Here is a 23556-nt window from a genome sequence, read left to right as displayed (position 1 = left end):
TGGGCCACGAGTCGGGGAGCGGAGCCAGTCGCTCGGAGGTACCGCAGGCGTGCCGGGGCGAACGCGCCGGACGCACCTCGCCGGGACCCCGGACGGTCCGTGGTTACTATGTACGGTGGCATATAGGATGCAGGTCAGTCGACCCGACCGGGAGGAGTCTGCGATGGATACCGGCGACAGTGGGGGCGGCCGGCCGGGCTGCTGCCTTCCGTCCGGCCGCGGCGCGGCGGTCCCGGCGGTGCCCGCGGTCTGGCCGGGGCGCCGGGCCGCCGGTCCCGACCCGACCGGCATGGTGACGGTGCCGGGCGGGGAGTTCCTGATGGGAACGGATGACGCGGAGGGCTTCGCGGCCGACGGCGAAGGCCCGGTGCGCGCCGTACGGCTGGACTCCTTCCGGATCGACGCGCACGCGGTCAGCAACGACCGCTTCGCGCGGTTCGTCTCCGCCACGGGCCATGTCACCGATGCCGAGCGGATCGGCTGGTCCTACGTGTTCGCGGGGTTCCTGCCGGCCGCGCTGCGGCGCGCCTCGCCCCGCCCGGCCCGCACGCCGTGGTGGTGCGGGGTCGGCGGCGCGCACTGGGCCCGTCCGGAGGGGCCGGGCAGCGGGACGGCGGGCCGCGAGGACCACCCGGTGGCGCACGTCTCGTGGAACGACGCCGCCGCGTACGCGCGGTGGGCGGGCAAACGCCTGCCCACCGAGGCGGAGTGGGAGTACGCGGCCCGTGGCGGCCTGGAGCAGCGCCGCTACCCGTGGGGCGACGAGCTGGACCCGGACGGCGACTACCGCTGCAACATCTGGCGCGGATCGTTCCCGGCCAGGAACACGGCCGCCGACGGCTACCGGGGCACCGCGCCGGTGGACGCCTTCGAGCCCAACGGCTTCGGCCTGTACAACGTGTCCGGCAACGTCTGGGAGTGGTGCGCCGACTGGTGGACCACCCAGCACGACAGGAGTCCCGGCGCGAACCCGAGCGGCCCGGCGTCCGGGACCGCCAAGGTGATCCGCGGCGGCTCCTACCTGTGCCACAGCTCCTACTGCAACCGGTACCGGGTGGCCGCCCGTACCGCCAACGACGTCGACGCCTCCGGCGGCAACACCGGCTTCCGCTGCGCGGCGGATCTTGACAGCGCTGCCGGGTGAGGTCAGCCTGGGGGCCTGTTAACTGCTCGGGTACATAGGAAGCGCGGAATGCAACTCGACTACGTGATCCTCGGCGTCCTGTCCCTGGGGCGGTTCTCCGGATACGACCTGCGTCGCTGGATGGAGGGGCCGGGACGGTTCATCGGGTACGGGGTGCAGCTGCCGCAGATCTACCGCACCCTCGCGAAGATGGTCGAGCGGGGGTGGGTCGTCTTCGAGGTCGACCCGCGCGAGGGGCGTCCGGACGCGAAGGTCTACCGGCTCACCGGGACCGGCCACGAGGCGCTGCTGGCGTGGGCCCGTTCCCCGTACGAGCCGGCGTCGCGCCCGATGGACCCGGATTTCATGCTGAGGTTCATCTTCGCGGGGCAGCTCGGCCGCGACATCGCGATCGACATCGTGCGCACCGAGCTGGAGTACCGCCTCAGGAACGTCAGCGAGAACGGGGCGTTGGCCGGCGTCGCCGGCTACGACCCGCAGATCCCGGAGCTCGATCCGGCCTGGGCGAGGGAGATCCATCTCACCGCCCACGAGCAGGGCTTCGCGTCGACGGCGGCGTACATCGCCTGGCTGAAGCTCACGCTGCAGCGCCTCCAGGCAGGCCGCACCCCGCTGACCGGCACCCCGCTGACCGGCACCTCCTGACCGGCGCCCCCTGACCGCAGTCCCGGCCAGGGGGCGCCGCACGGCGTCAGGCGCTCCGGTCGGCGGCGACCGTGGCGAGGTCGGCCGCCAGGGCGTCCAGCCGCTGGCGGGGCAGCAGACCGACGGCGAAGGCGGCGACCTGCAGGAGCGAGAGCCCGGCGGCGATGGTGACGAAGGGGCCGTCGAGCAGGCCGGCCAGGTGGCGGCGCAGCACCGCCTCGGCCGCCGGGTCCGCCAGCAGTTCGCGCAGCGGGACGTGGACGCTGACCGGGCCGGCCGGGTAGTCCTCGGGGCGCGGTGCGGGCCGGCGGGCGGCGATCGCCTGTGGCTGCTGACGGCGGGCCAGCAGGTGCTCACCGGTCACCGGACCGCTGCGGGGGAGGCCGAGGCGCTGGTACTGCTCGTCGGGGGCGTCGGCCGCGCGCAGTTCCCGGGTCAGCAGTTCGGCCATCCGCAGCTCCAGCTCGTCGTCGACGAGCGGGTGCTCCTGCCCGGGGTCGGCCGCCAGGTCGAACAGCAGGGTGCCGAAGGCGTAGGGGCTGGACATGGCGTGTCCCGGCACCTTGAGCAGCGGAACGCCCTTGGTGAAGCTGAACGGCGGCGCCAGTTCCGCGCCGCGCAGCTCCTCGGGGCGGAACCGGCCGCGCATGTGGGTGGGCATCAGGGTGTGCTCGGACAGCGGGCCGTTGGCCGGCTCGGCGCAGGCGCGCATGTAGACGTAGCGGCCGTCGGTCACGCTCACATGCCCGCCGAAGGCGCCGAAGAGCCCGGCCTCGCGCACCGGCGCGTCGGTGGCGACGGTGTCGCGCAGGGGCCGGCCCTGCATGTCCGGAGTGCGGTCGACGCCGAAGTACTCCAGCAGGGTGGGACCCAGGTCGATCGTCTGCACCAGTGAGGCGCGGCGCTCGCCCTGCCGGGCGCTGCGCGGGTCCCAGACGAACAGCGGGGTGTGGATGGTCTCGTCGTACCAGGGCTGGACGTTCTTCCCCCACCAGCCGTGCTCGCCGAGCAGCAGGCCGTGGTCGGTGTTGACGATCAGCAGGGTGTCGTCCCACAGCCGGAGTTCGTCCATGGCGTCCAGGACGCGGCCCAGGGAGGCGTCGCACATGGACAGCAGGGCCGCGTACTCCAGGCGTCCGTGTTCGACCTGCTCGGGGGTCTCCAGGACCTGCTTGTAGTCGGGCCAGTCGAAGTGCGGGCCGGTGTAGTCGTGCGGGTAGAGCTCCTTGTGCCGGGCGTAGCTGAAGAAGGGCTCGTGCGGGTCGAAGGTCTCGATCTGCAGGAACCAGCCGTCCTCGGAGTGGTTGGTGTGCAGGAACTCCAGGCCGGCGTCGAAGGTGCGGGTCTGCGGGTGGTCGGCCTCGTCCGCGAGGTGGGCGCGGTTGACCCAGTCCTGCCGCCAGCTGTCCATCCGGAGGGCCTTGAGGCTGTCGGGGATCTCGGGGTCGGCGACCTGCCCCTTCCAGGCGTCCCCCTCCTGGCCGCGGAAGAACTCGAAGGTGCTGAAGCGGCCGTGGTAGGTGGCCCCGCCGTCCTCCCAGTAGTGCTGGTGGTCGGTGGTCAGATGGGTGTGGACGCCGTTGTTCTTCAGCAGCTCGGGCACCGAGTCGTCGAACGGTTCCAGCGGGCCCCAACTGCGGTGCAGGAAGTTGTAGCGGCCGGTGTGCAGCTCCCGGCGGGCCGGCATGCAGGGCATGCTCCCGGCGTAGCAGTTGTCGAAGGCGACGGTGCGCTCGGCGAGCCGGGTGAAGTTCGGCGCGTGGACCCAGTCCGCGCCGTAGGGCGGCAGGAACCGCCGGTTCAGAGTGTCGAACATGACCATGACGGCCTTCATGCGGCGCCCTCCTCGATATGTACGCACGACGATATACGCGGGAGTGCGGTAGTCAAGATTCATGAAGTTCGTGTGACAAAGCCCGCCTCCTACCTTGACGCCTGTCGATGGGTCGAGCAGCCTGGGCATCCACCTTAGGTTCGTCAGTACATATCAGCGAGGACGCCTTGCGTATCATCTACGTCGATGTGGACACCCTTCGCGCCGACCACACCACCCCTTACGGCTACCACCGGCCGACCACCCCGAACCTGCAGGCGCTGGCGGACAAGTCGGTCACCTTCGACCGCTACTACTGCTCCGACTCTCCCTGCCTGCCCTCCCGCACCGCGCTGACCAGCGGGCAGTTCGGCATCACCAACGGCGTCATCGGGCACTTCGGCCAGGCCGCGCAGTTCCGTCTGGACGCCGGGCACGGCCCCGAGCCCGACCGTCCGCTGCTCGGTCAGCGCCTGGGCTGGGGCGGCTACTACACCGCGGCGGTCTCGGTCTTCGCCGAGCGCCACCGGGCGTACTTCTTCCACGGCAACTTCCGCGAGAGCATCCGGGCCACCGACCGCTTCGGCGACGAGGAGGCCCAGGACGTCAACCGGGTGGCCATCGACTGGCTCCGCCGGCACGCCGAGCAGGACGACTGGTACCTGCACCTGACCTACTGGGAACCGCACACCGACTACACCCAGCCGGCGGAGTGGACCGAGCGGATGGCGGCCTCCGGGCCGGTGCAGGCCTGGCCGGACGAGGAGACCATCGAGGCGCACGCCGAGGTGTACGGGCCGCGCAGCGCGCTGGACCTGCACTACTCCCTCACCGGACCCGGCCGCTCACCGGTGCCGCACAACATGCCCGACGCCATCCGCTCCCGCGCCGACTTCGAGCACCTGATCAACGGCTTCGACGGCGCGATCAGCTACTGGGACCACCACTTCGGCCTGCTGATGGCCACCCTGGAGGAGTTGGGCATCGCGCAGGACACCGCCGTGATCGTCAGCGCCGACCACGGCGAGTCCTTCGGCGAGCTGGGCTCCTACGCCGAGCACGGCCTGGCCAACGAACCCACCCACCGGCTCCCGTTGGTCGTGTACTGGCCCGGCGTCACCGACGACCTGCCCGAACAGGCCAGACGCAACGACGCCCTGCTCTACAACATCGACCTCGCCCCGACTCTCTGCGACCTGCTCGGCCTGAGCGTCCCGGCCGGCTGGCAGGGCGAGTCCTTCGCCCGGGCCGTCCGCGGCGAGGAGACCGAGTCGCGGGAGTACCTGGTGCTGGGCCACGGCGCCCACACCTACCAGCGCGCCGTGCGCACCCGTGACCACCTCTACATCCGCACCTACCACCCCGGATGCTTCCGTGCCGAGTGGGAACAGCTCTTCGACGTCACCGGCGACCCCTACCTGACCCGTGATCTGCTCGACAGCCAACCCGAGTTGGCCGCGCGGATGCGCTCCCACCTGTCCGAGTGGTGGCACCGGTACGCGGGCAGGCCCGGCTGTCTGCCCGACCCGATGCAGACGACCCTGCAGACCGGGCCCACCCACTACAACGACCCGGTCCGGTACGCGCAGCACCTGCGCGACACCGGGCGGAGCCACCTGGCCCAGGACCTGGAGGAGCGGCTCGCCGCCCTGACCGTCCCGGTCTCCTGGCACACGCCCGAGGTCCCTCAGACGCCCCGACTCCTCGGCCGCTGGCAGCAGCTGCTGCAGGAACGCGCCACGCACGGCGGACAGCGGAGCTGACCGTCCCGCATCTGCCGGGCACCGCAAGAACCACCCAACCGGATGAGCCGGCCCTGAACACGTATGGAGACCAGATGTCGGCGGAGCCCCTCGCCGTGGCAAGCCCGCAGGCCCCCACCGCCCCGGCGGGACAACCGGGGCGGTGGCGTCAACTCGCCCTGCTCAGCGGACTGACCAGTATGGACGGTACCGAGGGCAGCGTCGCCACGGTGCTCTTCCCGGCCCTGCGGACCGCCCTGGGCGTACCGCTGTCCGCACTCGGGGTGCTGGTCGCCGCCTCGAAGCTGGCCGGCATGGTGACCGGCCCGGCCTGGGCGGCGCTGGCCCAGCGCACCAACCGCAAGGCGGTCCTGGTGATCTCCTCGGGACTGTGGGGCGGTTGGAGCATCGCGACGGGCCTGGCCCAGAACTGGACCCAGCTGGTGGTCCTGTTCACCATCGCGGCCGCCGGCTTCGCCGGGGGCGGACCGCTGGTCAACGGCATCCTCGCCGACCTGTTCGAGGACGCCACCCGGGGTCGGGCCTCGGGGTACCTCTACGGCGGTGCCGCCGTGGGCCTGGCGGTCGTCGGCCCGCTCCTGGGCCAGCTCTCCCGGGTCCACGACGGCTGGCGCTACGGGTTCTTCGTCTCCGGCGCGGTCACCGTCGTGTTCGGCGTGCTGGTCCTGCTCTTCTTCCGGGACCCGGGGGTCGGGGCTGCCGACCGGGCGCAGCCGCCTGCGCGGACTCTCGCGCCGTCGGACCGGCTGACCGGGGCGGTGCTGCGCGAGCTGCTGGGCATCCGCACCCGCCAGCTGATCCTGGTCCAGAGGTTGACGAACAGTCAGTTCACGCTGCTCAGCTTCGGGGTGGTCTATCTGGTCGACGTCTTCCACTTCAGCAACGCCGAGGCCTCGCTGGTGACCGCGCCGGCCGCGTTGGCCTACCTGCTCGGCACGGTGCTCGGCGGCATCGTGGTGGACCGGGCGCAGCGCCGATGGCCGGGCACCGGACGGCTGGTGACGTGGCAGGCCGCAACCCTCGCCTGGGCCGTCGCCGCCCTGCTGGGCACCCAGGTCAGCTGGCCGTCGATCGGGATCTACATCGCCTTCTTCGCCGCGCTGGGCCTGTTCCAGGGGTTCAATCCGGGCGCCAACCGCCCGATCCTGATGGCGGTGACCCGACCCGAACTGCGCAGCGCCGCGTTCGCGCTGATGCTGTCGGCCGAGTCGGCGGGCTGGGCGCTCAACACCCTCGTGGTCGGCTACCTCAGCGACGCCATCGGGCTGCGCGCCGCGGTGCTGTGGCTGGTGGTGGTCCTCTGCCTCGCCAACGGGCTCTTCATGACCACCCTGTACCGGCCCTACGCCCGGGAGTCCGCCGCCCTCGAAGCCGCCGAGGACTGACCCGCCGTACTCCTGCACGTCGGATTTCCTGGTGATCCCCTCGCGCCGACGGTTGACTGAGGGCCGGGCCAAGCGCAGCGCCCACGGTCCCGACGGCCGCATCGGCCCGGGGCGGGCTTGCGCCGTGGTCGATCGTGCTCACCGTCGTCACCACCGCGAAGGAGACTTCTCGATGTCTGATCCGACCAAACCCACCGTCGTCCTGGTCCACGGGGCGTTCGCCGACGCCTCGGGCTTCTCGGGCGTGATCCGCGAGCTGACCGTCGCGGGGTACCGCGTGGTCGCACCGCCGAACCCGCTGCGCGGTCTGGCCCACGACGCGGCCGCGGTAGGCGCCGTGACGTCCGCGATCGATGGACCGGTGGTGCTGGTGGGCCACTCGTACGGCGGCGCGGTGATCACCCAGGCCTCGGCCGGCCTCGACAACGTCGTGGGCCTGGTCTACCTCGCCGCGTTCAGCCTCGACGAGGGCGAGAGCTGCGGGTCCGTGCAGGCGCCCTTCCCGGCCACCCTGCTGGCCGACTCGGTGCGCCCGACCCCCTACGACGCACCCGGCGCCGTCGGCGGCCCCGACCTGTACGTCGACCGCGAGCACTTCCGCGAGACCTTCTGCGCCGACGTGCCCGTCGATCTGGCCCGGGTCCTGGGCGCCACCCAACGGCCGCTCGCCGCAGTCGCGTTCAGCGAGAACGCGACCGCGGCCGGCTGGAGGACCGTCCCCTGCTGGTACCTGGTCTCCCGGCACGACAACGCCGTCGCCCCCGAGGCCCAGCGCTTCATGGCCCAGCGGATGGCGGCGACCACCGAGGAGATCGACGGATCGCACATCGCCTTCGTCGCGCGACCCGTACGCACCGCCGAGTTCATCAAGGCCGCGCTCGCCAAGGTCTGACCCACGACCCGCCCGCCACCAGGAGGCGGGCAGTCCGTGACCCCCGTCTTCCGTAGCCGGTCGGGAACATGCACCCCCGTTCCCGACCGGCCCTGGCCCGGGCCGTGGCTCGGCTACCGGCGGTCGCGCCATTCCGCCAGCAGCCGGTCGACCTGGGCGACCTGTTCCGGCGCGTCCAGTTCGAGAAATCGCGACCGGGCCAGGGCGAGCCTCGCCACCGCCTATTCCCGACGCTGCGCCTGCGCCCGTGACGCGTAGGTCAACTGCTTCGCCTGTGCCACGGCGTCGTCCAGCCGCTCGGCGGCCGCGGCGCCCAGCGCGAAGAGCTCGTACCAGTGCGCCCACTGGAGCCAGCGGTCCGAGAAGTGGTGCAGTGCCTCGGTGGTCTCGACGACCTGGCGGTCCCATCGGTGGGTGGCGGCGATGTGCAGTGCGCCGAACCAGTTGTCCGCCTCGGTCTGCAGCCAGCTGCCGGCGGCGTCCCGGGTCGGCAGATCGACCGAGAGCTGCCCGTCCGTCGGGGCGGCACCGTAGTCGGGCTCGAACCAGCGACCGGCCGCAACGGTGGCCCGGAGCAGCCAGTCGGTCATCGCCCTGGTCGGCGTCTCCAGGGCCGAGGGCTCCTCCTCGGCCGCGAGCCGGTCCCCGGCGAACAGCCGGATCAGGTCGTGGAAGCCGTAGCGTCCGTCGCCGCGCTGGGACAGCAGCCCCAACTCGTGCAACTCGTCCAGCAGATCCTCGGCTTCGTCCACCGACGAGCCGATCAGCACCGAGGCCAGCGGTGCGGCGAAGTCGGGCCCCGGTACCAGCGCCAGCCTGCGGCACAGCCTGCGTGCCGCAGCGCTCAACTGGTCGTACGACATGCCGAAGGCCACAGTGATCTTCAGGTCGCCGGCGTTGATCCGCTCCAACCGCCGCTCCGAGTCGGCCAACCGCTTCGCGAACTCGCGAGCGTTCCAGCCCGGCCTGGTGGCCAGCCGGTTGCCGATGATCCGCAGGGCCAGCGGCAGCCCGCCGCACAGCGCGGCCAGCTCCGGCAGGCCCTCACCGCGTGGGCCGTCCACATCACCGCTGATCGCCCTCAGCAGTTCGAGCGCCTCCGGGGCCTCCAGCACCGGCACCGCCAGCCGCTCGACCCCCTGGAGGCCGGTCAGCAGCCTGCGACTGGTCACCAGCACGAACGAGGCTCCCGTCCCCGGCAGCAGCGGCCGGACCTGCTGCTCGTCGAGGGCGTTGTCCAGCACCACGATCGCCGGCCGCTGCTGGAGCAGCGCGCGCAACTGACCCGACCTGGCGTCCAGTTCATCGGGTATGTCCCGGTTGCCGACGCCGAGCGCCTTGAGCAGACGGAACAGGGCCGCACCCGGGTCCAGCGGCTCCGGGTCCATGCCGCGCAGGTCGAGATGGAGCAGCCCGAGGCCGCGCTCGTCCGCCAGCCGGCGACCCGCCTCCACCGCCAGCGTCGTCTTGCCGATCCCGCCCGGTCCGGACAGCACCACGACCGAGGCCGTGCGCCCGGAGCCGGCCAGTGCCGCGAGCTGGGCCAATTGCGGCCCGCGTCCGGTGAACTCGGCCACGGGCCGCGGCGGCACGCACCACCCGGCCGGAGCCGTGACCGGGCGCGGACGCCCCGCCTCCGCCAGCTGCTCCAGGGCCTCCCGATGCGGCTCGTCCAACCCGAGGCCGTCGGCCAGCGCGGTCACCGTGCGCCGCTGCGGCCCGAGGATATGACCGCGCTCCAGCCCGCCGATGGTGCGCACGCTGACCCCCGAGGCGCTCGCCAGCCCCTCCAGTGTCATTCCTGCCCGCTGCCGAAACCGGCGCAGCCGGCCGGCGAACGTGGTTGCCGCTCGCTCTTCGTCCTCAGCCACCCTGATGTGCTCCATTGTGAGAAGGCGGATCGGCGGCAGCGGAGCCACGCGCAGCTGCGCCTGGCCGTGGCGGCCACCGGACACACGACGACAACGCCCCTCCCGCATCCGCTGCGCGATATCGCGACCCCGTAGGGGCCGACCGGCCCAGCCTATGAGGTCCGCTGCGCGGTTCAGCGAGCCCACGACCGTTTTCCACGCGAGGAGTTCGACCTCCCGGACGGTCAGCGGCGGCCGGCACGCTCCGCTCCTCCGCTCCTCCGCGACTGCAACACTCCACCCTGGTCGACGCTCTTATAGGGGTGCAGGCCGCAGATGGAAGGGGCGGGGGATGAAGGAGGACGACGGTGAATTGCACGCATTCATCGAGGGCGGGCGGGATCGGCTGTTCCGCAGTGCCTTTCTGCTGTGCGGGGACCGCCACGAGGCGGACGACCTGGTCCAGTCGACGCTGCTGAAGGTCGTCATGGCCTGGCGGCGGCTGGAGCGGATCGACAATGTCGAGGCCTACACGCGGCGCACGCTGATGAGCGTGTTCATCGCCTCGCGCCGCAGAATGTGGCGGCGGGAGACTCCGCACGCGGACCTCCCCGAGCGCCCCGCCCGCGTCGCCGGGGCGCCGGATCCTGGGTCCGAGCTGACCCAGGCCGTCCTGACGGCCCTCGCCGGGCTCCCCGTCAAACAGCGCGCCGTGCTCGTCCTGCGCTACTGGGAGGACCTGACAGTGGAAGCCACGGCGGAGGCACTGAACATGCGTCCCGGAACGGTACGCAGCCACGCCTCGCGGGGGATCGCGACGATGCGCTCCGCCGTGCCACTGGCGGCCGCTCACTTGCAGAAGGAGGATGCATGAACGACGACGAGGGAATGCGTGACCTGCTCACCGTGGCGTTGCGCGGGGCCGAGCGCCCGGTCGGGCCCACCACCGACGAGCTCGTCGCCAGGGGGCGGAGGTCGCGCAGTCGGCGGCGCATCGCGGTATCGGCGTCAGCGCTGGTGGTCGCCGGTGCCATGGTCGGCACGGCGGTGCTGGTCGATGCGGACGCCGACCGTGCCGTAGCACCGAGCGCCTCGCACGGCGGCAGCAAGCAGCCGGCGGACACGACCGCGCCGACACCTGCGCCGACAGTTGCCGTGCGGGCCGAGCCGGAGTCCGGCCCGCAGTTGCTGAAGAACCTGGAACGCCTGCTGCCACCCGGAACGGTGACCGACGTCCAGAGCCGCGGCACCGGGGCGGGTGGGGAGCCACCACAGGTCGAGTTGGACTTCAACGACGGGCACGGAGCCGCCGCCATCACCCTCGAACTGCTGCGCTACACGACGCCGTGGGCCTCGGACGCCCCGGGCGTCACCTGTGCGGCCTGGGCGCTGGACCCGGACCAGGCACAGCAGTGCTCGGCCACCGACCTCGCCGACGGCAACCGCTTCGAGCTGAGGAAGGGCGATTTCCTGCTCAGCACGGCCAAGGGGGTGAAACTCTGGAGCGGCTACTACAGCACTCCGGACGGGTACCAGGTGGAGCTCACGGAGATGAACGCAACCGTGCCCACGAGCTCCGGCGACCCGCTCCTCGGTCTGGCGCGGCCCACCCGTTCCGAACCACCCCTCAGCGAGGCCGAGGTGGAGTCGATCGTCACCAGTGCGTCGTGGACCCCGGCCGTCGCGGCCGTGCAGCCGTCGGGCCCCGGCGTCACCAGCCGGGACAACGGCCCCAATCCCTGGCGCTCGGAGATCGACGCGACGATCGCCAAGGCGCTTCCGGCGGGATTCCACGCCACCATCGGCACGAACACCGATGACCGGGGGTTCGGGCAGGTGATCGTCTCCGCGGGGAGCCGACGCGTCTGGCTCAACGTCGCGGTCGAGCAGTGGAGCTCCGGAACCAGCGCGGCCTTCGCCGGGATCAACGCGGGCGCACAGACGCTCTCCGACGGATCCAGGCTGGTCCTGACCCAGGCGGTCCATCCGACGGACCCGATGTCCGACGGACCCCAGGCGCTCCTGCTGCGCCCGGACGGCCTGCGCATCATCGTGAGCGAGAGCGGCTTCGGTGGCGGTTCCCCGCTGCTGCTGACGATGGATCAGCTGCGGTCCATGGTGACCAGTCCGCTCTGGCAGGGCTGACCCGACCGCCCGCCGTACCGCCACCGGTCGAGCCGCACGGCCGAACCCGGTGGCGGTGCGCTCGCTCACACCCGGTGCGGTGCCCGCCGTGAGAGGGGGATCCGGCGGTCCGGCCGTGCGGGGAACTGAGTACGGGTACTCAGGCGATGCCTCTGTCAACAGGCGATGATCACTGAGTAGTTCAGTGACGGGGTCGGGTCCGACCGCGCCGAACCGCCGGGGGTACAGGGCATGACGTCGTCATGGAGAACGCAGAGCGCGATCGGGGCCGCGGTACTGGTGGCCGCCGTGCCGCTGTGGCGACTGCTCGCGGGCGGCGGGAGCGGTCCGACGGGCGGAGGACTGGTACTCACGCTCGCCGTCGCCATCCTGTCCGGCTGCTACCTGGCGGGCACCGGATCGAGCCTGCCCGCGCCGTCGCGCTCGTGGTTCTGGCTGACCCTGGTGTCCAAGTCGGTCTCGGTCGCGGTGGTGACGGATCTGCTGGTGTTCGGGGCCGAGGCGGGGCCGTTCGCCGTGTTCGGCACGGTGATGCTGATTCCCGCCGCCGCCGGCGCCTTCGGGACGCTGCTCCTGCGCCGTGGGCAGCTGTGGGGGGTGCTGCCCAGTCTGTTGGCAGCGTTGACCTGTGCCGCGATGGGCTTGATGTTCGACGGCGGCGTTGTCGGCCGCGTGCTGGACGGCGGCCCGGGCTGGGAGTTCCTGCTCGGGGCCGTGCTGTTGGTCGCCACGGCCGTCCGGGCCGCTCCGCAAGGCGCCTCTCGGATCGATCTGCGGGCCGATCGGACGCACGATCGGCAGTACGGCTGCGGGGTGGCCGTCATCGTCGGCACCCTCGTGACGGGCCTGCTCGGGCTCTGGTTCTGCGTCAGTATCTACGACGAGTACAACCCGTCGCCGCCGGACGTGAAGGGGTTCGCCGCCTCGTCGGCCGTGGTCCGGGCCGACAGCGGCGCCGAGGCGTCGATCAATGCCTCGCTCAGCCGACTCCACTCCGCCGTACCGTCGATCGACAACGCGGGAACCATGGTCGACGACTACTGCGGGACCGACGACACCGTCGACGAATTCGGTGAACAGCCCAGGTACAAGCCCATCACCTGTCAGCGCGTCGTCGTCCTGGTCGGCGCTTTCGACGGCGACCCGGCGAAGGAGAGCACACTGGTCGCCCGCGCCCTGACCCAGGACGGCTGGGATCTGAACAGCAGCGGCGGTGGCGAGGTGCTCAACGCGGGGCGGAGTGACAACGACCTCGCCCTGACGACGGAGGTCTCGGCCGGCCCGGCCCTCCCCGCTCTCCTCTTGCCGGAGGTCCCCGACGGCGCAGACGGCGCACCCTCGGCTGCGCCGGGATCGGTTCCGAGCACAGTCGCCTTTCGTGACCTGCAGGTTCCCTCGCTGGCAGCACTGGCCGAAACGGCCTACAAGAGCCATGACCACGTGATCACGATCAAGATCACCAGCGAGTACGTCACCCAGCCGGGTCCCACGCCGACGCCGACGCCGACGCCCTCGTATGTCGCGCCCTACGGCGGGGACCCCTGCTACAGCGGCAGCGGAACCTGCAACTGACGTGCGGTGCTGGGCATTCACCCGTTCTTCCGCCCCCGACGCGGCTCGACGGGGCTACGAGCCCGCCGGGCTCTCCGTGAACGCGGCGGCGTGGTCGGCGGCCCACTGGCGGAACGAACGAGGCGAGGTGCCGAGGATGTCGGCCACCGCAGTGGTGACGTACGCGGGCTGTCCGACCGCCGCCGCGGTCGGGAGGGGGCTGCGCCGCAGTGATGCCGACATCTTGGGATGGGTGCGCCCCTGAGCGGCGCGGATGCCTGCCGAAGTGATGTCGCAGTGGGATGCGGCTCCGAGGGGGCGGGCCGCGGGCGCCGATGACCGGCACGCCGACGAGCCGCGCCGCGCCGGCCGGCCTCCTCCGGTGGTGCCGTCCCCACGGGGCCGCAAGTACGGGACCGGGCCTGGCCGGTGGGTGTATTGACGTGCGCACTTCAATGTAGAAGGCTGTGGCTCGCTCCGTCCGGCACTCCGCCGCGCACACCCCGCGCACGGTCATCAGGGAGACCCCCATGGCAAAGACCGCCTCCGCCTGCCTGCTCGTGATAGGTGCAACCCTCGTCGCCCTGGGCAGCCCGGCCGCCGCCAACGCGGCGACCGAGCGCCCCGCCACCGGGTCGACAACTGGCATACCGTCAACCGGTCCGGCCCACAGCCTGGTTCGCCATGCCGGGGCCGACAACAGCTGGGGCGGCTACGCCGTCACCGGCGGTACCTACCACTCCGTCACCGGCAACTGGACGGTCCCGGCCCTGAACTGCTCGGCGACCGCGGGCGACATCTCCTTCTGGTCCGGACTGGACGGATGGACCAGCAGCACGGTGGAGCAGATCGGGCTGGACGCGGTGTGCACCAAGTCCGGCCAGGTGCAGTACAACCCGTGGGTCGAGATGTACCCGGCCAACTCCATCTACTTCTCCGAGCCGATCGAGGCCGGGGACACCATGACCTCCAGCGTCGTCACCAACGGCAGCGGCTCCTTCACCCTGGTGCTGGCCGACCCCACCCGGGGCTGGACCAAGACCTACACCAAGTCGCTGAAGTCGGCCGCGCTCAGCTCGGCCGAGGTGATCGTGGAGGCGATAGGCAGCCAGGACATCCCGCCCTGCCCGGACTTCAGCTCGATCCAGTTCACCGACGTCACCGCCAACGGCGGTACGTTCGCCGGCGCGGGGACGGTCAACAGCACCAACCTGGAGCGCAACGGGGTGCTGCTGACCCAGGACGGCGCCCTGGACGGCACCTCCTTCCCGGTCGGCTGGCTGCACGCCTGACGCTGGACGGCTGATGCCGCTCGACCGACGCCACCGGCCGGACCGCGGCGCTACCCCGGTCCGGCTCAGGCCCGGACGTCGCCCGGCCGGCCGGACATGCCGCCGGCCGTCGCGGTCAGGATCCGGGCGAGGCGGGGTTCGAGGTCGACGACGGCGTGGGCGAGCCGGGGGTCGCTGCGGTAGAGCGCGGCGACCTCCGGGCCCGGGTTCGCGATCTGCCACATCGCCCCGGCCAGTGCGACGGCCGTCGCGATCAGGTCGCCGTGCTCCTGTTCGCTCAGGGCGGGCAGCCGCTCGCGCAGGGCTGCGACGATCGGCTGCCGGGCGGCGAGCGTGGCGAGTTTGAAGGTGCGGACCGCGTCCAGCGAGACATTGCGTTCGAGGTTGAGCGGCGCCTGGGCCAGCAGGTCGCAGAACATCCCCCGGGACGCGAGGGTGGCCGCGAACGCCTGCGCGACGGATGCCGGGGCCGGGCCCGGATCGGAGGCCGCGCGCAGTCGAGCCGACAGCGAGTCGGACCACTCCGCCCAGCCCTGCGCGGTCAGCCGCAGGAAGATCTCCTCGCGGGTCTCGAAGTACCGCAGCAGCGCCGACTTGTGCATCGCCACTGCGGCGGCGATGTCGGTCAGGGTGACGTTCCTGATGCCCTGCTCGCGGCCGAGTTCCCGCGCCGCGTCCAGGATCGCGGTCTCGCGCAGGCGCTTGGCCTCCGGTGACCGGGCGCGCTGAAACTCCGAGGTGTCCACCCCATGAGGATAGCGGAACAGGGTTGCACTATTACCGCAACGGCGTTTTACTAAGTCTATGCAACAGACCTGGTTCATCACCGGCTCCTCCCGCGGCTTCGGCCGCACCCTTGTCCGTGCGGCGCTCGAAGCCGGCGACCTCGTGGCCGCGACGGCCCGCCGCCCCGAGCAGTTGGCCGACCTGGTCGAGCGCTTCGGCGACCGGATCCGCCCGATCGCGCTCGACGTGACCGACCCGGCGGCCGCGCGGGCGGCCCTCGCCGAGGCGCAGCAGTGCTTCGGCCGGATCGACGTGCTGGTGAACAACGCCGGCTACGCCAATGTCGCGCCGATCGAGACCGCCGACGAGGCCGACTTCCGTGCCCAGTTCGAGACGAATTTCTGGGGCGTGTACAACGTCACCAAGGCCGCCATCCCGATCCTGCGGGAACAGAAGTCGGGCCTGGTGGTGCAGTTCTCCTCCGTGGGCGGGAGGGTCGGCGGTTCCCCGGGCATCGCCTCGTACCAGGCGGCCAAGTTCGCCATCGACGGCTTCAGCCGCGTGCTGCGTGCCGAGACCGCCCCGTTCGGGGTGAAGGTGCTGGTCGTCGAGCCCAGCGGATTCCGCACCGACTGGGCCGGTTCCTCGATGGTCGTCCACGACATCCCGGCGGCGTACGCGGAGACGGTCGGCGCGGTCAACGCGCGGCTGCGGCAGAACGGCGACGGCCCGGCCGGCGATCCGGACCGGGCCGCCGGGATCCTCGTGCAGCTGGCCAAGCGCCGCGACATCCCGCACCACCTGCCCCTGGGCGTCCATGCGGCGGAGGCCTCGATCGCCCTGGACCGGCAGCTCCTGGCGGACGACCTGAAGTGGCGCGAGGTCGCCCGCTCGGCCGACTTCGCCGAGTCCTACCCGGTCGCGTTCCCCGCCGACCCGGCGCACTGACGCGGGCGGGCGGGGGCCACCCGGGCGGACGCCTGATCAGGCGGTGCGCACGATCAGGCGGTGCGCACGATGAGGCGGTGAATGGTCCGGCCCGAGGACTCGCTGGTGACCTCCTGGTCGACCAGGACGGTGTGCGGCCCCAGCGAGTCCCGGACCGTCTTCGCGTCGAAGCCGGCGTACAGGCGGCCGTGCTCGTCGCGCAGGCCGGCCCCCGGGCTGACCCGCCAGGTGAGGTAGAGGGTCCCGCCCGGCACCAGGATCGCGGTGAGGCGCCGCAGGGACGGGGCGAGCTCCTCGGGCGGCAGGTGCATGATGACCGTCTCGCAGAGGACGTTCTGGAACGATCCCTCGGCGACGCCCGCGAGTTCCGGCAGCGCGGCCTGCTCGAACGGGACGCCGGGGTGGCGCCGCCGTGCCTCCGTCAGCAGGGCCGGCGAGGCGTCGTAGCCCACGGCCGCGAAGCCCGCCTCGGCGAGCCAGGAGGTGTCGCGGCCGGCGCCGCAGCCGATGTCGGCGGTCGGCCCGACGTGGAAGTGGCTGCGCACGGCCTCGCGCAGCTCGCTGTCGGTCGGCTGGGTGTGCCAGTCCTCCGCGTACCCGGCCGCGTCCCGCTCGTAGGCGTCGAGGGTCTTGGCGTCCATCGGATGCTCCTGGGTATCTTGATGACGAGGTTCTTCATGTCAAGATATATGAGCCCACCGGGTGGCCGCACGGCGGTTCGGATCAGTCCGCGGCCGGATCGGCCATCGCGAACCGTCGGGGCGACATCCGGCACATGGGGATCACCAGCAGCGCGGCGACGGCCGCCAGTACGGTGAAGGCGACCCGGAAGTTCCCGGTGGCGTCCCGTAGTTCACCGACGACCACCGGGAGGACGGCGGCGCAGCCGTAGCCGACGAAGAACGCCATGGCGCTGAACCGTCCGGCCTGGACCGGATTCCGGGCGGCCGACACCGGCAGGGTCAGCACCAGGGTGAACAGCCCGCCGTGGCCGATGCCCATGGCCACCAGCCACACCCAGGCGCCGGCCCCCGGGCTGAGGGCGAAGCCGAGGAAGCCGATGCCGGTCAGCAGGGAGGTGCCGATCAGGCCGATCCGCCGGTCGATCCGCTCGCCGAGCAGCATGGGCACGGTGAGCATGGCGACGACCTGGATCGAGATCATCACCGTGAGCAGGAATCCGGCATCGGACGCGCTGCGCCCGCCGTCATGTTGGAGCAGTGGCGCGATCCAGGTGAGCTCGCAGTAGTACAGCGCGGAGTTCCCGGCCGAGATCACGGTGATGCACCAGGCCGTGGAGCTGCGCCAGGGCAGGCCCTTGGTCACCGGTCCGCCGGGGCCGGCCAGGCTGTCCAGGTCCAGCGACCGCTTCGCGGCGAGCCAGACCGCCATGCCCGCGACCGCCAGGACCGACCAGGAGGCCAGTGCGCCCGGCCAGGAGTCGAAGGCGTCGGCCAGCGGGGCGCTCACGCCCGCCGCCACCGCGCCGCCGAGGCCGAGACCAACCGTGTAGAGGCCGGTGACCAGGCTCGCCCTGGAGGCGAACCGGGTCTTCACGACGGCGGGCAGCAGGGTCTGCGCGATCGCGATCCCACCACCGACGACGGCCGCACAGCTCAGTTGGAGCCAGGTGGTCGCGGCCGCGCCACGGGCCAGCGAGCCCACGGCGATCACTGTGAGCCCGAGCAGCACCCCGGCGTGCAGGCCGATCCTGCGGCCGACGGCGGCGGCCAGGGGCGCGCACAGCCCCATGGCGAGGGTGGGGAGGGCGGTGAGCAGGGAGACGCCGATGGAGTCGAGGCCGAGGCCGGCCTGGATCCGGTCGGCCAGGGGGGAGACGGCGGCGATGGCCGGCCGCAGGTTGGCCGAGGCCACGAACAGGGCCAGGGCGGCGAGGCCGAGGACGGCCCTGGGCGGTGCGGACGGGGGCGCGGTGCTCGCCGGGGCGGCCGCCGACTGCGGCTGATCTTGAGTGTCGGTCATGTCCACTTCCATCTCGGATGGTTGATGTCCGAGTTATAGCAGACTCGGACAGTATCCATCCGGGTTTGGCTGCCACGGGTGCGGAGCTGCCCAACGGCGCCTGGGGGAACCTCCGCTGACGCCGCGTCGTATTCGGTCGGTACGATCGGGACCGTGGACGACAAGGATGAGCCGGGCCGCAGCCCGCTGGTGGATCCTCGGCTGGCGGGAGCGGGCGGGATTATCATTGCCGCTGCCGCGCTGGCCTGGATCTTCACCCAGGGCGCTCACCAACAGGGGGTGGCACCGCAGCCGGTGGGCAGCGGCGTCACGGCGTCCGCCGTGCCGGGCGACGGTTCGCCCTCGCGCTGAGGACGCGCCCCGGCCGTGCCCCGGCCGGTGGTCATACGGCGAGGCGCTGGTCACACGGCGAGGAGCCGGTCCGAGGCGCGGACCGGGGCGGGCAGGGTGGTGCTGCCGGTCAGGTAGCGGTCGACCGCGGCGGCCGCGGACCGGCCCTCGGCGATCGCCCAGACGATCACCGACTGGCCCCGGCCCGCGTCACCCGCGACGAACACCCCGGGCCTGGCGCAGGCGAAGTCCGGGTCGCGGGCGAAGGCGCCGCTGTCGGCCAGGCCCAGACCGAGCTGCGCCATCAGGCCGTTGTGCTGCTCCGGGCCGGTGAACCCCAGGGCCAGCAGGACCAGCTCGGCCGGGATCACCCGCTCGGTGCCGGGGAGGGCCCGGCGCGTCCCCGTCTCGGCGTCGGCCAGGCGCAGGGCGCGGACGCGGCCCTCGCGGTCGCCCTCGAACTCCACGGTCGAGGCGGCGAACACCCGCACGTCACGGTCGTCGTCGGGCTGTCCGTCGGGTGAGGCGGCCCGGGCATGTGCGTCGGTCGACCCGAGGCAGGCCAGGTCGCGGCCCTCCTCGTGGGCCGGCGAGACCCGGTGGATGCGCGGATAGGTGGGCCAGGGATCCTCGGGCGCGCGGTCCTGACCCGGTCGCGGCCTGATGTCCAGCTGCACCACCGAGGCCGCTCCCTGGCGCAGCACCGTTCCCAGGCAGTCGGCGCCGGTGTCGCCGCCGCCGACGATCACCACGTCCTTGCCCTGCGCACTCAGCGGGGACCGCAGGTAGTCGCCCTCCTGGACGCGGTTGGCCGGCGGCAGGAACTCCATCGCCTGGTGGATGCCGGCCAGCTCACGCCCGGGCACCGGGAGCTCGCGGGCGGCGGTGGCTCCCACCGCGACGACCATCGCGTCATAGCGCGCCAGCAGTTCCGCACCGTCGACGTCGACGCCGACCGCGACGCCGGGACGGAAGACCGTCCCCTCCGCCCGCATCTGTTCGATCCGCCGGTCCACCTGGTGCTTCTCCAGCTTGAACGCCGGGAGGCCGTAGCGCAGCAGGCCGCCCAGACGGTCGTCCCGCTCGTACACGGCCACCGTGTGCCCGGCCCGGGTGAGCTGCTGGGCGCAGGCCAGCCCGGCGGGGCCGGAACCGATGACCGCGACCGTGCGTCCCGAGTGCTGCTCCGGCGGCAGGGGGCGCACCCAGCCGTGCTCCCAGGCGTACTCGGCGATGGCCGCCTCAACGTTCTTGATCGTCACGGGATCGGCGTTGATGGCCAGCACGCAGCCGGTCTCGCAGGGGGCGGGGCAGGTCAGCCCGGTGAACTCGGGGAAGTTGTTGGTCGCGTGCAGCCGCTCGTTGGCCGCCGCCCAGTCGTCCTGCTCGACCAGTTGGTTCCACTCGGGGATCAGATTGCCCAGCGGACAGCTGCTGTGGCAGAAGGGGATGCCGCAGTCCATGCAGCGCCCCGCCTGCGCGCCGATGATCGGCAGCAGCGCTCCCGGCACGTGGACGTCCTGCCAGTCACCGACCCGTTCGGGAACGGGACGCAGCGGCCAGTTGCGGCGTGGAGTTGTGAGAAAGCCCCATGCGTCGGCCATGGCGGGCTCCAAGCACCCGAGGAATCCGGTCGGTGCGGCGTGCTGCCCGCCACCGTCCGGGGACTCGCCCGGCGAGCGAGCCGGGTGGCAACCGCGACGTCGCAGGAGCACCGCACCCTGCTCACCACGATACGGCGCCGGCGGCCGGCCCACCCGGGCAGGGCCGCATCGGGCCCGGCGACGTCGTAGCGGTCCCGGAGCCTGGTGGAGTCCCCTGGTCCGGGCAGGGTGTGCGCGGTCGCCCACCGGGCACAATCGGAGGAAGCAGCGCGCACGGCTCGATCACGATGCGGGGAGACCGAAGGTGAGCGGCGACGACGATCGGCACTGGAAGGCCGGCCAGTTCTATTTCAACCGGGACGACCGCCGCATTCTGGTGCCCAAGCGACTGGGTTTCGGCCGCACGTTGAACTTCGCCCACCCCGTGTCGTGGCTGCTGTTCGCACTTCCGATCGCCATCGCCGTGATCGCCGGTGCGCCCAGGGGCTGAAGCGGTCTCACCGCAGTCGCGTCGGGCGGCTGTCCGCGCCGGTTGCCGCGGGCCGGTGCGGTTCGCGGGCCGGGGCGTTGCCGATCAGGAGGACGGTGAGCACCAGGACCACCGTGACGCCGGCCAGTTCGAGCAGGACGGAGCGTCGCAGCGCCACGGTGCTCCGTTCGCGGGAGCGTGACACCAGGGTGCGCGACCCGGCGGCGACGGCGATCACCAGGAGGAACACGGCCGTCTTGACCAGCAGCAGCTTGCCGTAGGGCGTGCCGGTGAGGGCGGCGAAGCTGCCCACCTCCCGGAACGCCTGGTAGAGGCCGGTGGCAGCCAACACCACCACCGAGCCCAGCGCGAGGCGGGAGAAACGCGCGGTGGTGGTCCCCAGCTCCGGATCGGGTCCGCGGGCGCCACGCCCACTGCGGGTCAGCAGGACGGCGATGGTGAACAGCCCGCCGGCCCACACCGCCATCGCGGTGACATGCAGCGTGGTCACGATGAGCGCGAGCGGGACGAGGGTTCCGCTCGACGCGTGGCTGATCCCGCTCCAGGTGGCGGCGAGGGCGAGCGTCAGCACCGCGGCCGCCACGGCTCCGGCGACGGCGCCCGGGCCCGGGCCGCGGCGCAGGAGCAGCTCGCCGACCATCGCGACCAGGGCCAGCAGGATGATCCGGGCGACCAGGGTGTGCCCCTCGTGGGTGGACAGGGTCGCCGCGAGCAGCGGCCGGTCCAGGAGGTGCGCGAGGGACTTCCCCTGGGTGGAGGGCCCGTAGGCGAAGAGCTGGACCAGCGTCCCGGCGAGCAGGGCCGTCCAGCCGACGGTGGCGGGCCAGCGAAGGACGGTCCGGTCCTCAGCGCTGGTCCCGTTGTTCCCCTCGGCCGCCGACGGTGGGGCCGGCGCGGCGCCCGCTCCGGCTGCCGGGAGGCAGTGCAGACGGATCGCCGCGGATCCGACCAGCAGGGCCAGCCCGGCCAGACCCGTCCAGACCGCCAGGTCGAGGACCGCGTCGGTGACCCGGTCGGGGGCTCCGAAGCCGTTGACCACCGTGGTCCGGCTGGGCGCGCCCACCGAGAACGTGAGCGCGCCCGAGGTGGTGTGCCCGTCGTCGGCGGCGGTCGCCCGCCAGTCCAGGACGAAGGTGCCCCGATGCGGATCGGCGGCGAGGTCGACGGCGATCCGTTCGGCGCCGGAACCCACGGTCTGCGGTACTCCGATGTCCAGCCGCCGCCCGTCGGGCCCGATCACTCTGACGGAGCTCAGCCTCAGCGTCACCGCCTCGGAGAAGACGAGGGTCACCTGCCCGGGCTCCTCGGCGACGACGGCCCCGTCCGAGGGGGAGGAGGAGACGAGGTCCGCGTGTGCCGAGGCCGGACCGGCCAGGGCGAGCAGTCCGGCCAGGGCCAGGGCCAGGGCGAGCGCGAAGGTGACGGCGCAGCGCCGTAGCGGTGCCCGCGTCGGGGTCAGTGACACGCGTCCGCCGCCCGTCTCCGCTCGACCAGCTTCTCGACGCCGAGCCGGTAGTCCGCCAAGGAGCCCGGGTCCGGGACGAACTGCCACTTCCCGGCCTGGTAGACCAGGGTGCTGCTGCCGGTGGCGGCAGCGCGGTGCCAGTCGACCCGTACCGTGGTCGAGTCGACCTTGACGCTGTCGTCGATCACGTAGGGGGTGCCGAGCGCCGGCCGGCACTCGGTGTTCAGCCGGACGAAGTCGGCCTGGCTCATGACCTGGCGGGCGCTCTCGGCCCACAGGTCCCACGCCTGCGCCCAGCCGCCGCCGGCCAGCAGCCCGAACTCCTCGGAGGCGACCGAGTCGGCCTGCAGCGTCTGCGGCAGGGGCGGGGCGGCGGGGCTGCTGTGCCGGGGCAGGCCCGAGCAGCCGGCGACCACGGTGACGAGCACCGCGGCGCCGACCCGGGTGCGGGTTCGCCGATGGGGTTGGCGGCGCAAGGTGGACTCCCACTCTCGGTCATCAGTGCCGGTCGTCAGTGCCGGTCGGCGCGGCCGGGCGCGGAACGGGCTCGGGGCGGGGGTCGGGTCGGGACCCGCCCCGAGCGTGGTCGGCGGGGCTGCGCCGGCCTAGTTGGTGAGTCGGTTGGTGCCGTAGTGCTCGATCAGCGCCTGGTTGGCCTGCAGGGTGAGGTCGGCGGTGAAGGCCAGCGAGTCACGGATCTGGTCCAGCGTGATCGCGGAGCTCGGGATGCCGCCGATCTCGTAGGTGAAGGACTGCCCCGGCGAGACCTGACGCTGGCTGAGCGGCACGTCGTGGAAGTCGAGCCTGACGATGTAGAAGGAGGTCCCGTCGCCGCGCGGCACCTCCAGGTAGTCCTCCTGGGGGTGGCCGTACGCCTGGGTGCTGGAGTAGCTGTGGTCGTCCGAACCGGACGGGGCACGGAAGACCAGCACCGCGCAGTCCGTCGAGAGCACCTCGTCGGAGGTGTTGGTGAAGACGAACTGCCAGTCGCCGTAGTACTGGTTGCCGCTGAAGGTCACGTACTCCGACAGCCCCACGTTGCTGGTGAACTGCGTGGTGAGCGGTTGGCCGAGAATCGGGTTGGCGCCGCTGAGCGGGTAGTCGACGCCGTTGGCACACCGCTCCAGCGGCGTGTTGTACTGCGAGGGCTGCCCGGTGGGGACCGCCTGGGTGTACGCGGCGGGGCCGGCGCTCACGGCGGTGGTGGTGTTGGCGTCGGCGGCGGCCGGGCCCCCGTAGGCGAACGCCGTGACTCCGGCGAGCAGCAGGACGGTGGCGAGGCCGACGCCCAACCCACGTCTGGTCGATTTCGTGCGCATGGTGGATCGATCCCTTCTGTCGCGGGGAACGGACGACCCACAGCGGGCGCGCCAGGGTGCGCCAGAGATACCGCGAGAGCAGTGTGAACGCCGCTTCGACGGCCTCGGCTGACTCGCCGGCTCGGAGCAGAGGGGGTACGCCACGAGACGGCACTTCTTCCAACGCGCCTCACTGCAGGGTCAGTTGTACGTTTGCACTGTGTTTTGGACG

Annotated in this window: 22 protein-coding genes; 12 read left to right on the top strand and 10 right to left on the bottom strand. The window is 72.2% G+C overall.

The genetic code is table 11. The annotated features are described in order from the left end of the window. Nucleotides 1-163: 163 nt before the first annotated feature. Together BS75_RS01450 and BS75_RS01445 are read left to right on the top strand one after the other, a co-directional pair. Entirely contained in the window at nt 164-1144 is a 981-nt protein-coding gene (locus tag BS75_RS01450; RefSeq protein ID WP_081982042.1) for a formylglycine-generating enzyme family protein, read from the top strand. A 48-nt stretch (nt 1145-1192) separates the two neighbouring features. Then, complete coding sequence (locus BS75_RS01445; RefSeq protein WP_034086875.1) at nt 1193-1789, top strand: PadR family transcriptional regulator; 597 nt, start codon at nt 1193-1195, stop codon at nt 1787-1789. Nucleotides 1790-1835: 46 nt separating this feature from the next. Here BS75_RS01445 and BS75_RS01440 read toward each other — a convergent pair whose 3' ends face one another. Continuing rightward, nucleotides 1836-3623 (bottom strand): sulfatase, encoded by a 1788-nt coding sequence (locus BS75_RS01440; protein ID WP_034086874.1) that lies wholly within the window; start codon nt 3621-3623, stop codon nt 1836-1838. Nucleotides 3624-3790: 167 nt separating this feature from the next. On the opposite strand from BS75_RS01440, the gene BS75_RS01435 reads away from it, so the two are divergent. The 3 genes from BS75_RS01435 (at nt 3791) to BS75_RS01425 (ending at nt 7642) form a co-directional block, all read left to right on the top strand. Beyond that, nucleotides 3791-5365, top strand: coding sequence for a sulfatase family protein (locus tag BS75_RS01435; RefSeq protein ID WP_042440024.1), 1575 nt, complete (start codon nt 3791-3793; stop codon nt 5363-5365). A gap of 74 nt (nt 5366-5439) precedes the next feature. Further along, nucleotides 5440-6750, top strand: coding sequence for an MFS transporter (locus BS75_RS45850; RefSeq protein ID WP_081982041.1), 1311 nt, complete (start codon nt 5440-5442; stop codon nt 6748-6750). A gap of 172 nt (nt 6751-6922) precedes the next feature. Further along, nucleotides 6923-7642 carry an alpha/beta fold hydrolase gene (locus BS75_RS01425; protein ID WP_034086873.1) on the top strand — a complete coding sequence of 240 codons (720 nt, stop codon included), beginning with the start codon at nt 6923-6925 and terminating at the stop codon, nt 7640-7642. A 221-nt stretch (nt 7643-7863) separates the two neighbouring features. Here the strand turns inward: BS75_RS01425 and BS75_RS01420 are convergent, their stop codons facing one another. Continuing rightward, nucleotides 7864-9513 (bottom strand): XRE family transcriptional regulator, encoded by a 1650-nt coding sequence (locus tag BS75_RS01420; protein WP_160312304.1) that lies wholly within the window; start codon nt 9511-9513, stop codon nt 7864-7866. A 331-nt stretch (nt 9514-9844) separates the two neighbouring features. Here BS75_RS01420 and BS75_RS01415 point away from each other — a divergent pair, with 331 nt between their 5' ends. The 3 genes from BS75_RS01415 to BS75_RS01400 all read left to right on the top strand — a co-directional run bounded on the left by BS75_RS01415 (nt 9845) and on the right by BS75_RS01400 (nt 13209). After that, nucleotides 9845-10366, top strand: coding sequence for a SigE family RNA polymerase sigma factor (locus BS75_RS01415; RefSeq protein ID WP_034086872.1), 522 nt, complete (start codon nt 9845-9847; stop codon nt 10364-10366). After that, a complete protein-coding gene (locus BS75_RS01405; RefSeq protein WP_052069094.1) occupies nt 10363-11637 on the top strand; it encodes a hypothetical protein in 1275 nt (424 codons plus the stop codon). The genes BS75_RS01415 and BS75_RS01405 overlap by 4 nt, the downstream gene beginning before the upstream one ends. A gap of 231 nt (nt 11638-11868) precedes the next feature. Next, nucleotides 11869-13209, top strand: a complete 1341-nt coding sequence (locus BS75_RS01400; RefSeq protein WP_152646186.1) for a hypothetical protein — start codon at nt 11869-11871, stop codon at nt 13207-13209. A gap of 54 nt (nt 13210-13263) precedes the next feature. Here BS75_RS01400 and BS75_RS47650 read toward each other — a convergent pair whose 3' ends face one another. Further along, a complete protein-coding gene (locus BS75_RS47650; protein ID WP_231607647.1) occupies nt 13264-13431 on the bottom strand; it encodes a hypothetical protein in 168 nt (55 codons plus the stop codon). A gap of 287 nt (nt 13432-13718) precedes the next feature. Here BS75_RS47650 and BS75_RS01395 point away from each other — a divergent pair, with 287 nt between their 5' ends. After that, nucleotides 13719-14480, top strand: coding sequence for a G1 family glutamic endopeptidase (locus tag BS75_RS01395; protein ID WP_052069093.1), 762 nt, complete (start codon nt 13719-13721; stop codon nt 14478-14480). Between the two features lie 65 nt (nt 14481-14545). On the opposite strand, the gene BS75_RS01390 is transcribed toward BS75_RS01395, so the two are convergent. Next, nucleotides 14546-15226, bottom strand: a complete 681-nt coding sequence (locus BS75_RS01390; RefSeq protein WP_034086868.1) for a TetR/AcrR family transcriptional regulator — start codon at nt 15224-15226, stop codon at nt 14546-14548. Between the two features lie 58 nt (nt 15227-15284). On the opposite strand from BS75_RS01390, the gene BS75_RS01385 reads away from it, so the two are divergent. Then, nucleotides 15285-16154, top strand: coding sequence for an SDR family NAD(P)-dependent oxidoreductase (locus BS75_RS01385; RefSeq protein WP_034086867.1), 870 nt, complete (start codon nt 15285-15287; stop codon nt 16152-16154). Nucleotides 16155-16207: 53 nt separating this feature from the next. On the opposite strand, the gene BS75_RS01380 is transcribed toward BS75_RS01385, so the two are convergent. Then, nucleotides 16208-16795, bottom strand: a complete 588-nt coding sequence (locus BS75_RS01380; RefSeq protein ID WP_034086866.1) for a class I SAM-dependent methyltransferase — start codon at nt 16793-16795, stop codon at nt 16208-16210. Between the two features lie 82 nt (nt 16796-16877). Then, complete coding sequence (locus BS75_RS01375) at nt 16878-18137, bottom strand: MFS transporter (protein WP_197091883.1); 1260 nt, start codon at nt 18135-18137, stop codon at nt 16878-16880. Nucleotides 18138-18290: 153 nt separating this feature from the next. Between BS75_RS01375 and BS75_RS01370 the strand changes: the two genes are divergently transcribed. Beyond that, nucleotides 18291-18488: a hypothetical protein gene (locus BS75_RS01370; RefSeq protein WP_034086865.1), complete on the top strand. Its 198-nt coding sequence runs from the start codon at nt 18291-18293 to the stop codon at nt 18486-18488. 50 nt (nt 18489-18538) lie between these two features. On the opposite strand, the gene BS75_RS01365 is transcribed toward BS75_RS01370, so the two are convergent. Then, nucleotides 18539-20071 carry a glutamate synthase subunit beta gene (locus BS75_RS01365; protein WP_034086864.1) on the bottom strand — a complete coding sequence of 511 codons (1533 nt, stop codon included), beginning with the start codon at nt 20069-20071 and terminating at the stop codon, nt 18539-18541. Between the two features lie 304 nt (nt 20072-20375). Here BS75_RS01365 and BS75_RS01360 point away from each other — a divergent pair, with 304 nt between their 5' ends. After that, nucleotides 20376-20561, top strand: coding sequence for a DUF5808 domain-containing protein (locus tag BS75_RS01360; RefSeq protein WP_034086863.1), 186 nt, complete (start codon nt 20376-20378; stop codon nt 20559-20561). A gap of 7 nt (nt 20562-20568) precedes the next feature. Here BS75_RS01360 and BS75_RS01355 read toward each other — a convergent pair whose 3' ends face one another. The 3 genes from BS75_RS01355 to BS75_RS01345 form a co-directional block, all read right to left on the bottom strand. Continuing rightward, nucleotides 20569-22026 (bottom strand): copper resistance CopC/CopD family protein, encoded by a 1458-nt coding sequence (locus tag BS75_RS01355; protein ID WP_052069092.1) that lies wholly within the window; start codon nt 22024-22026, stop codon nt 20569-20571. After that, complete coding sequence (locus BS75_RS49035; RefSeq protein ID WP_034086862.1) at nt 22017-22502, bottom strand: hypothetical protein; 486 nt, start codon at nt 22500-22502, stop codon at nt 22017-22019. The genes BS75_RS01355 and BS75_RS49035 overlap by 10 nt, the downstream gene beginning before the upstream one ends. Before the next feature lie 129 nt (nt 22503-22631). Further along, complete coding sequence (locus BS75_RS01345) at nt 22632-23345, bottom strand: hypothetical protein (RefSeq protein ID WP_152646187.1); 714 nt, start codon at nt 23343-23345, stop codon at nt 22632-22634. Nucleotides 23346-23556 lie beyond the last annotated feature (211 nt).

This window comes from Streptacidiphilus albus JL83, from assembly GCF_000744705.1.
Classification (GTDB): Bacteria; Actinomycetota; Actinomycetes; order Streptomycetales; family Streptomycetaceae; genus Streptacidiphilus; species Streptacidiphilus albus.
Note: the sequence above shows the minus strand (reverse complement) of the source record. Positions and strands in the feature narration are given on the sequence as shown.

What these genes read in the sequence shown, in the direction of transcription:
- BS75_RS45850 (WP_081982041.1), top strand. Translation starts at nt 5,440, where the DNA reads ATGTCGGCGGAGCCCCTCGCCGTGGCAAGCCCGCAGGCCCCCACCGCC.
- BS75_RS47650 (WP_231607647.1), bottom strand. Translation starts at nt 13,431, where the DNA reads ATGTCGGCATCACTGCGGCGCAGCCCCCTCCCGACCGCGGCGGCGGTC.
- BS75_RS01400 (WP_152646186.1), top strand. Translation starts at nt 11,869, where the DNA reads ATGACGTCGTCATGGAGAACGCAGAGCGCGATCGGGGCCGCGGTACTG.
- BS75_RS01365 (WP_034086864.1), bottom strand. Translation starts at nt 20,071, where the DNA reads ATGGCCGACGCATGGGGCTTTCTCACAACTCCACGCCGCAACTGGCCG.
- BS75_RS01445 (WP_034086875.1), top strand. Translation starts at nt 1,193, where the DNA reads ATGCAACTCGACTACGTGATCCTCGGCGTCCTGTCCCTGGGGCGGTTC.
- BS75_RS01415 (WP_034086872.1), top strand. Translation starts at nt 9,845, where the DNA reads ATGAAGGAGGACGACGGTGAATTGCACGCATTCATCGAGGGCGGGCGG.
- BS75_RS01440 (WP_034086874.1), bottom strand. Translation starts at nt 3,623, where the DNA reads ATGAAGGCCGTCATGGTCATGTTCGACACTCTGAACCGGCGGTTCCTG.
- BS75_RS01450 (WP_081982042.1), top strand. Translation starts at nt 164, where the DNA reads ATGGATACCGGCGACAGTGGGGGCGGCCGGCCGGGCTGCTGCCTTCCG.
- BS75_RS01385 (WP_034086867.1), top strand. Translation starts at nt 15,285, where the DNA reads ATGCAACAGACCTGGTTCATCACCGGCTCCTCCCGCGGCTTCGGCCGC.
- BS75_RS01425 (WP_034086873.1), top strand. Translation starts at nt 6,923, where the DNA reads ATGTCTGATCCGACCAAACCCACCGTCGTCCTGGTCCACGGGGCGTTC.
- BS75_RS01345 (WP_152646187.1), bottom strand. Translation starts at nt 23,345, where the DNA reads ATGCGCACGAAATCGACCAGACGTGGGTTGGGCGTCGGCCTCGCCACC.
- BS75_RS01375 (WP_197091883.1), bottom strand. Translation starts at nt 18,137, where the DNA reads ATGACCGACACTCAAGATCAGCCGCAGTCGGCGGCCGCCCCGGCGAGC.
- BS75_RS01405 (WP_052069094.1), top strand. Translation starts at nt 10,363, where the DNA reads ATGAACGACGACGAGGGAATGCGTGACCTGCTCACCGTGGCGTTGCGC.
- BS75_RS01380 (WP_034086866.1), bottom strand. Translation starts at nt 16,795, where the DNA reads ATGGACGCCAAGACCCTCGACGCCTACGAGCGGGACGCGGCCGGGTAC.
- BS75_RS01395 (WP_052069093.1), top strand. Translation starts at nt 13,719, where the DNA reads ATGGCAAAGACCGCCTCCGCCTGCCTGCTCGTGATAGGTGCAACCCTC.